This window comes from Kineosporia corallincola, assembly GCF_018499875.1.
GTDB lineage: Bacteria > Actinomycetota > Actinomycetes > Actinomycetales > Kineosporiaceae > Kineosporia > Kineosporia corallincola.
Window position 1 is genome coordinate 1 of record NZ_JAHBAY010000031.1, and the last position, 9,019, is coordinate 9,019.

Sequence of the window (9,019 nt, forward strand, 5' to 3'; positions counted from 1 at the left end):
CGAGCGAACCATCAGTGGTGACGACAGTTCCACGATCAACGAGAAGACGCGCCCGCCGACGGAATCCGGGTCCGAGGTCGACATTGCCGAGTCCGCGTTCGCCCGCCCCTCCACCAGTGGTGGCGAACGCTCGGTCGATGTGCGGGCCGGCCGTGACGAGTTCGGTGAAACGACTCCGCTGCTGGGCGAAGGCACCCGGCAGAGGGATCTCAGTGAGACCAGCAGCCTGAACTCTGACGGCGCGTCGATCAGGCAGCCTCCCGTGCAGGCCACCGACTTCACCAACCTCCCTGCCACGCAGAATCGCTCCGGGCAGAACGCGACGGCGGGTGCCGAGGGGCCGGTGCCGGTGACGTCGGTCGAGTCGGTGCGGCGCGCCGTGGGGGACGACGCCAGTTTCGTCTCCCGCGACAGCGACGGTGAGCCGATCGAACCGCTGGGCGGCAGGGACGAGGCGTCTTTCGAGACCGACCCGAACGCACCGCTGCTGGCGGGGAACGACGGTCCCTCGGTGGCCGGTGCCCGCGAGCGGACCGGGGACGAAACGGTTTTCGGCGCCACCGTCACCCCGGATGGGAGCCAGGGCCGTTCTGCCGGTGAAACCATCCGTACCGCAGCGGAAACCGGACGGGCCGCTACGGGAAGCGGGCAGGGAGTCTCCGGGACCGCCCGGGTTCCGGAGAGTGGAGCAGCCTCCCGTCCCGCTGACAGCACCCGGACCGGCACCACGAACGCGCAGACCAGGACCACCGGCGGCGACGCCGTGCCCACGACCTCCGGCACCCGCGCGGCCGAGGTCCGGACCGCGGACCGGCCGGCCACCGAGAGCGGCGATGCCGTGCCCGGGACCGCGCGTGCTGCGACCACAGCCGACAGGCCCGCAACAGCGGCCGACGGCCCTGCGACCGTGGCCGACCGGCCCGCGACCGCGGCTGACGGCCCTGTGACCGTGGCCGACCGGCCCGCTACCGGAAGCGACGGCGTCCCCACCGGACCGGAGCGTTCCTCCGGCAACCCGGCCGATGCGCCCGGCGACGTGGCGCAGCCGCCGGCGGTGCCCACGAACCGAGAGGCGCTGCCCGCCGACGCGCTGGGCCGACCGGCCGGGGGCGATCGGCGTCAGATGATGGTGGAGACCGTCACGGAGGCGTACCGGGCCCGGCTGGCGAGCGAGGAGGCGTACACCTTCGCGTCGTCACAGGCGCGCGACGGTTTCAGGGACGTCGTCTCCCAGGTTCGCGACGAGCGCGCGGAGGCGCTGCCGGCCGGCGAGCGCGAGGCCTACCGGGAGCAGGCTGATGCGGCGCGGGAGAACCTGTGGAAGGAGATCGATTCCGAGCTCAAGGCAGACTATTTCGCGAATCTGGACTCCTACCGCTCCGACGGTGGCGGTGCCCGGTGGGACGCGACGGTGGAGTCGGCGTTCTCGCGAGTGCGTGAGCGCCTGGATCAGGCGGTCGGTGACGAGACGCTGATCGCCTCGCTGCGGGAGCGGTTCGACACCCCCTTCCGGCGCCCGGCGACGTCTTCCGGCGCGGAAACCCCGGACGGTGCGCCGGTGCGTTCCCCGGAGCGGGAGGAGGCCTGGCGGACCATCGAGTCCGGCGTCCGGGACGCGCTGCGGGAGGCGCACGCCCAGGGACCGGAGGTCACCGGTAGGGATCGCGTCGACCCGGAGCAGGTCGGTGAGAAACTGCTGGGAGAGGCGTACGACAAGCTGGCGGCCGATGCCCCGGACGGATACCGCGAGCGCGCGAACCAGGTGTTCGACCAGACGCTGGAGAGCCTGCGGGCCTCGGGGTCGCAGGTGCCGGAGATCCTGGAACGCAGTCCCGCGCTGGTGGAGTCCCTGCGCAAGGAGTTCGGCTCGGTCCCGGAGGCCCCGACACTGGAGAAGGCCCGGATCGAGGCCGAGAACGAGCTCGGCGCGCCCAGGTCCGGAGTCAAGCCTGCCGACCATCGGCGCAAGCTGGCAGATCTGGAAGAGGCCACGTTCCAGAAGGCCGTGGCCGAGTACGAGCAGCACTTCCGCAGGAGCGACGAGGAACGCAGTGCGGTGCTGGCCGATGAGCTGGCGGTGCACGCGGTGGCCGCGGACCGGGTGAACCAGGCCCACCAGGACTTCCTGCGCAGGACCGGGGAAGGACAGGACCAGGCGCTGCCGCAGGACGCGCTGAACATGGTGGAGAAGCTGGTCGCGGCCGAGATCCGCGAGGTGCGCGACGTCATCTGGAACCAGGGGGTGGAGAACCGGCAAGGACCGGGGACGTTCCACGACGACGTCTTCCACTTCCTCGGCGCCGGCCGGTCCCAGACGGTCACCCACGTGGCCGGAAGCCGGATCGACCGGTTCGAGCAGCAGATGCGTTCGCTCGACGAGCAGGCGCTCACCTGGGTCGCCGACCAGCACCTGCTGCGCACGACGATCCGGCGGGCGGCGCACGACTGGAACGAGCTGATCGGTGGCCGGGATCCGGTCGGCCGGGACTACGTGGCCAGTGACGACGTCCTGGGCGATCTGTTCGACGGGTACCGCCGGGACATCGCCTTCGTGGACCACTACCTGCTGACCGACGGCAAGCAGAGCCTGAAGGACATCCTCGCCGACGACCGCAAGGTCGTCAGCCGTTCCGCCGGGCCGGACGACGCCCCGGCGCCGGTCGCCTCGGGTTTCGCCGGGATGCTTCTGCTGGACCGGTATCTGGGGACCCAGCAGATCGACGGGCCGGACAACATCGCGGTGCCGGTGGAACGTTCGGGGGCCCAGGCCACGCGCGAGCGGCTGGCGGCGGTCATGAACGCTCTGCAGGAGGCACGCTCAGGCGCCACCACTCCCACCACTCCCGCCAGCCGCTCCGGTTCGCCGCGGCCGGCACCGGAACCGGCCCCCGCGGGGCGGGCCGGCGAGCAGCAGTTCGCCCAGCGACCGGACCAGGTCACGGCGAGCACGGCCTCCGAGGCCGCGCCGTACCGCACTTCGCAGGTTCAGGAGCGGGCTCAGAACGTGGCCATCGGCGAGCCGGGCCACGCGGGACGGGCCGCCAGCGGTGCGGCCGCGGCCGTACGGACGCCGGTGACGGTGAGTGCGGCTGTGCAGCTGGCCTTCCTGGACAGCCAGCAGGAGCAGATGCAGGCCGACCGGGACTTCCTGCGGGCGCAGTGGCAGGCCCAGGGTGCCTCGCAGCGCTCCATCGAAGGTGCCCTGCGCGACGTCAATGCCGTTGCGCAACAGCATGTCCGTCACGCGCAGGCGGAGGCCTACCCGGACAAGTGGCTGGAGTTCGCCCAGCAGGAGCGGCTGAACGGCGCGGCGTACATCAGTCTGCCGCAGACCACCCCGGAAACGGCGGCGCCGGGCCTGGCCTCCCGTTACGAGCGGCTGATCACCCAGGACGCGCAGGCTTACCTGGACACGCACCGCAGCATCGAGGCTTTCGAGCAGCGGCTGTCCGACCACTTCGACGAGCTGCTCGACAACGCCGGTGTGGCCGGCTTCACCCAGTACCAGCAGATGCACACGCGGACCGCAGCGCGCCGGGTGGTGAGCCTGGTGGACTCGACGGTGCGGGATCTGCTGCGGCAGGCGGCGGACGGCGCGGTCGGCGCCGCGCAGCAGCAGGAACGGTTCCAGGCGCTGCTGACGGCCGGCTACGGCCAGCTCGCCGCCCAGGTCGCCTCCGAGGTCGCGGTCGCCGCGCAGGTGCAGCCGCTGGAAGACGTGCTGGCCCTGTACCAGGGCGGTGCGATCTCCTACTTCCGGGCGGTCCTGGCCTCGCAGCAGGCCCCCCTGCCCGGAGTGTGGCTGAGCCCGGCCGCGGACGGAATCGTCTTGACAGCGAAACCGTCTCAGGTCGATCAGATGAGCGCCCCGGACGCCGTGACCCTGAGCGGCGGCCAGGCGCCCAGGAACGTGTACGTGGCCGCGCCCGGTCAGGGGACGGAGCTCGGCGCCGGCCAGGTCGCCGATGCCATCCGTAGTCTGCCAGGCGACCTGCTGCCCTCCGAGGGCGACATCCACCTGCCGGTCGGTCTGTCCTGGGGGATGGGCGACCTGCTGCGGGAGCTGGGGCCGGACGTCCTGGCCGATCGGGTGGAGGTGATCGAGCAGACCGCCGGGATGGCACAGGAAAGCCGTTCCCAGGCGATGGATCTGGTCGAGCACACGCTCGGGGCCGTGCCGGAACCGGTGACGGTGGCACACGAGCAGGACGCGCCGTCGCACGAGATCAGCGCCCTGGACGCGCTGGAGACGGGTGAGACCGCGTTCGTCTACCAGCGTTACCGGCTCGAGTCGGCGCCGCAGGAGACCGTCAGCCGTTTCACTGTGCACCTGGATTCTGCCGGCGCCTCTGACGCCGATGCCGCCGACCTGGCCCGTCAGGTCCAGGAACGCGCGCAGGAGCTGGCCGGCGGGGCGTTCGCCCACGGTGACCGCATCGAGATCCAGGTCCGGCCCCTCGACGAGAACACCGCCCGGTCCACCAGTGTCCGCGTCGCGCCCCCGGAAGATGCCGACCGGGAACAGATTGTCGACGCCGCTGCCCAGGACATCCTGCGCCGCACGGGTTTCGCACCACAGCCGGACGACGTGGTCGAGCTCGCCCTCCCGCAGGATGGGGACCTCACCGGCCGGACGTCGGGCGCGAGCGCGCGGGACCTCGCCCCGGCGGCTTCACCGGAGACCGACGCCGAGGCCCTGACCGGCATGATCTCCGGCGCGCAAACGCCCTCACCGGAGGATCCGGTCGGGGCCTTCGCCCCGGAGGCGTTCAGGGCCGAACTGGATCGGACCGCCGACGGGGTCATGATGCGGCGGCTGTTCGGCGAGAATCCCGAGCGGGACGGCGGAACTGCCTGGGACGAGACGGCGGTGCGGGACTGGGTGATCGAGCAGGCGCAGCGCGCGAGCGCGTTCGTGGATACGCACGACACCGCTCAGGTGCGCCAGGCCCAGGAGATCGCTGACCTCGAGATCGCCCGCTCGGCAAACATGTACGCCAGGAACGTGGGCGGGGACCAGCCGGAGGATGACCGGCTCCTGCCGGCGGTCCGGTCGGTGGTGACGGCCATGGTGCTGTCGGTCGCCCATCGGGGCGGGCCGATGGAGGCCGGTGAACTGCCGGTCAGCCGGACGATGCTCAAGCCGGTCACCCGCACGACGTTCGATCTCGTGCAGGAGATCGGACTGCGCCTGCCCCCACAAGAGAGCCTGATCGGGGGAATGCCTGGGTGGTTCAGGCGATCTCGGCCTGCGGACGGTTCACACAGCAGCCGTCGCCGGCGAACCGCGGAAAGCTCTTCAGCGGCCGCCGTGACGACCTCGAACCTCTGGATCGGGGGCGAGCGGATCGACCCCCTCACCCCCGGGCTCGACGAGGCTTTCGTCGCTCTGGCCGAGGACGGGCTCTACCGGAACTTCGCGGACTGGGACCAGGCTGCCGATTTCGTCCAGGGTCTCACCGACAACATGGGGAACCTGCCCGTCCGGCACCGTGAGCGCACCTGGTTCTCCTTCGCCCCGCACGGCGCGATTCTTGTCGCCGACAACCATTTCCGCATGGATCTGGTCGACCTCATCGGTGCTGTCACCCGGGACCCGGGTGTCGACACGATGAACCCCGACGATCGACAGCTGACCCCCGGAATTGACCGGCCGAGTTTCATCTCCGAAGCGTTCGTGACCGACGACCTCACCGATCTTCCCCGGCTCCGGGAGGTAGTTGTCTGGGGAAACGCCCGGCGCGCGCGGCAGCTCACTCTCGATCCGGAGGATGACCTCAGAGGAGTCGGTGCTGAATCGGTCTATGCAGCGATGGGATTCGCGCTCACCTCACCGCTCAGCACCCTGGACGACGCGAACTTCACCGAGCTGACGCGAGTCGCCTGGGGCCGTGTCGCGCGCGGGCACCTGATCCGGGCCTGGGCCTACGCCCGGGACATCGCCGAGCATCCGGATCAGGCGTTCCCGGTCACCGAGGCCGAAGTCGAGGCCCGGCAGGCCCGGGACGACCTCATCGAGTTCTGGTACTCGCCTGATCAGGCTCCCACACTGGTGGTCTTTTTCGAGACGCTGGTGCAGTCGAACGCACCGGCCGGCCAGGTGCTGGCGGCCATGCGCACCAAACTGGGCGCCCGGGAATTCAGCCGATCCTTCCTCCGCGGACTGCGGGACTTCATCCAGAAGGTCGTCGCCGTTCTGCGTTTCCAGGCCGACCGCGATCCCTACCTCGACGACGAGCAGAAGGAGTTCCTCCACGGCGAGACCGATGACTTCCGGATGTTCCACACCTGGCGGAACCTGCACATGGGGGAAGTCGCGGTGGACGCCGCCAACTGGCGGGGCGTGCGCCTGATCAGTCTGGGGCGCAATCATGTCAACTACCTCCGGGAGAACTTCGCCCACCGGTTCAACGACATGTCGGTCTTCGACGCGAGCGAGATGGGCTCGTGGAATCTTCCGGTCGACGAGAACAGCGCGACGGCACGCTACCCTCACGACTTCGTCCAGGACGCGCCCGAGGCAGACCAAGCCCCCGTCGTGACCGAGGGCGGCCTGACCGCTGCCGGGACGAGCGCTTTCGAGGCTCTGATGCTCGGCACCGCTGAGGCCGTCACCCACGAAACTCCGGTCGCCGCGGAATCGGTGACCGGCCCCACAACTCAGCCGGATCGTCCGTCGGCGGAAGAACCCGCCGAGGCATTCCACCCGGATGCTGTCGGCGACGAGCTACGGCAGATCGCGACGGGCGCTGTGATGCGGCAGTTGTTCGCCGATGGCCGCGCGACGGGTGACCGACCCCGCACCCTGTCGGACGACGATGTGGCGCGTGAGTGGCTGGGCGAACTGGCCGCGCGGGCCGAGAGATTCGTCGCCGGACACGACGACGCCCAGATCGACCTGGCGAGGGAGATCGCCGGCCGGGAGACCGTGCGCGCGGCGGGTTCTTTCCAGACGGACGCGTCGTCCCGGAACGAGGCCACCGACGAGCAGGTGCGGTGGCTGGAGCCCAGGATCAGGTCGGTCGTGACGGCCATGGTTCTCTCGGTCGCGTACGCCGACGGTGCGCCGTTGCCGGCGGAGGAGCTTCCCCTGACCCGTTCCGCGCTCGAGTCGGTGACCCGGGAGACGTTTGCCCTGGTCGACGAGTTCGGCTGGCGGGGTGGGCTGCTGGGAGGTTCCCCGCGTGGCCGGGACCGCAACCGTCAGGCAGGTGCGGCTTCGGAGGGCGCGGCGTTCGATCCGTGGGCATCCACCCGTGAAGGCCTTCTGGCCGGGCTGAAGGCGCTGACGGTCGACGACCCGGTGATCGACCCGGTGGAGGGACCCGACCTGTTCGGGCCGGTGAGTGCCCCTACCCCGTCGTTCATGGGCCACTGGACCAGCGCGGACTACGCGACCGGGCAGATCGTCTCACTGTTCCACTTCATGGACCTGACCCGGAAACGGGCCCCGCGTGTGGAAGAAGTCGATCCGGAGAACCTGGCGACCCTGGAGGTCGAGGAACTCGGGCCGAACGGTGAGTATGAGCTTCCGCGCATGCGCGCCTTCATCTGGTTCGGTTCCGCCTTCACCGACGCCACGCCTTCCCTCCGGACCGCTCGTGAGGAGATGGCCCGCGTCGCGGACGAACTGAAGGATCAGCAGATTCGGCTGGTGCTGTTCACCGACATCCCACGGACGGACTTCGAGGACGCCAGGGCCGGGCACGGGCGTCCGGACGTGCAGGACATGAGCTCCTGGGCGCGGAAGCACAGCATCAAGATCGTCAATCTGTGGGAGGTGTTCCACGACGGCAACCCGATGAGGTTGCAGGAACGGGTCGCCCGGGCTCTGGCGGCACGGCAGGGCAGGGGCTATGTTATGGCCAGCGACATCGTGCGTCACGAGCTGGGGTGGGCGTTCGGGGTCGACTACCGGGACCACGACACGGCTGTCGGTGACTGGCACAGGGGGGTCGAGTCCGCCCGGGCCACGGGTCATGCTGTTCATCTCTCCCGTAACGGCGGGTGGACTAATGCCGCGTTCGTGGTGGGGCGACGTAATCCCTTCTCTGACGCCTATCTCAACGAGATCGCGAAACGGTACGAGCGCACCGAGCCGGACCTCTTCACCCGTCCGGTGTGGAACCGCACTGATCGTGAGAACAGTCGGATGCTGCTGTCGCGTACGAAATTTGCGGTCCGCCGCTATTCGGTGCTGAATCGTACCGGGACCGACTTCATGTCCCAGGTCGCCGAGTGGATGGGGCTCGAGGGAAGCGATCAGTTCACGCCGCTGGATGACTCGAACAGTCACGGAGCGCTGAGCTGGGAGTCCGGCACCGCGGAAGAGCAACTGAGCGGAACGGAATTCCGGGATCCGCCCCTGTACGTGGTCCGCGACATGGCCCGGCGGCTGGCGCGCAGCCTGTGGAATCGAGACGGTGATCTGCGCAGCACGGAGACGGCTGCCCCGATCAGCAAGCTCCCGGACCCGGACGCCGCCTGGCTGGCGCTGTTTGACTACATCCTCAGCCGGCCTGAGCTGGCCTCGCGGATCCGCACACTCACCGACCGGGCGATGGTTCCGGAGACCGAGCCGATGCGGGTAGAGGTGGTCCCGCTTCCGGACGACATCTACGTCCGCCTGGGAATCGAACCTGCCCGGGAACGGGAACCCGAGGGAAGCTGGCGTCTGGGTGAACTCATGCGCCCGGTCCGGCTGCCCGGGCAGACGACGTCAGTGGACGACCTTGTCGCTCAGCAGCTGGACCCGTACTCCTCCACAGGTCAGGCCGGCTTGCACGGCACCCTGCCGCTGAGTGGCCTGTGGGTAGGAGGGCAATGGATCGGTCCTGGGCATGCTCTTCTGCAGGATCCCGCAGGAGGTGGCGTAGCCACCGAGCCCGTGGTCAATGTGTGGGTCGATGGCAAGAAGCTGACTCCGGAGCATGCGGCGTGGGGTGTCGCGCAGGCCGAGGGGTGGTTGTCGGACGGTCTGGAACGCCGTTTCGAGTCGGTTCGTGAACTGCATGCGTAT

The 9,019-nt window shown here is 69.7% G+C and carries 1 protein-coding gene; it reads left to right on the top strand.

All coding sequences use genetic code 11. The features are described 5' to 3' along the window. A partial coding sequence (locus KIH74_RS35515; protein ID WP_214160850.1) for a hypothetical protein occupies positions 1-9,019 on the top strand: 9,019 nt, incomplete at both ends.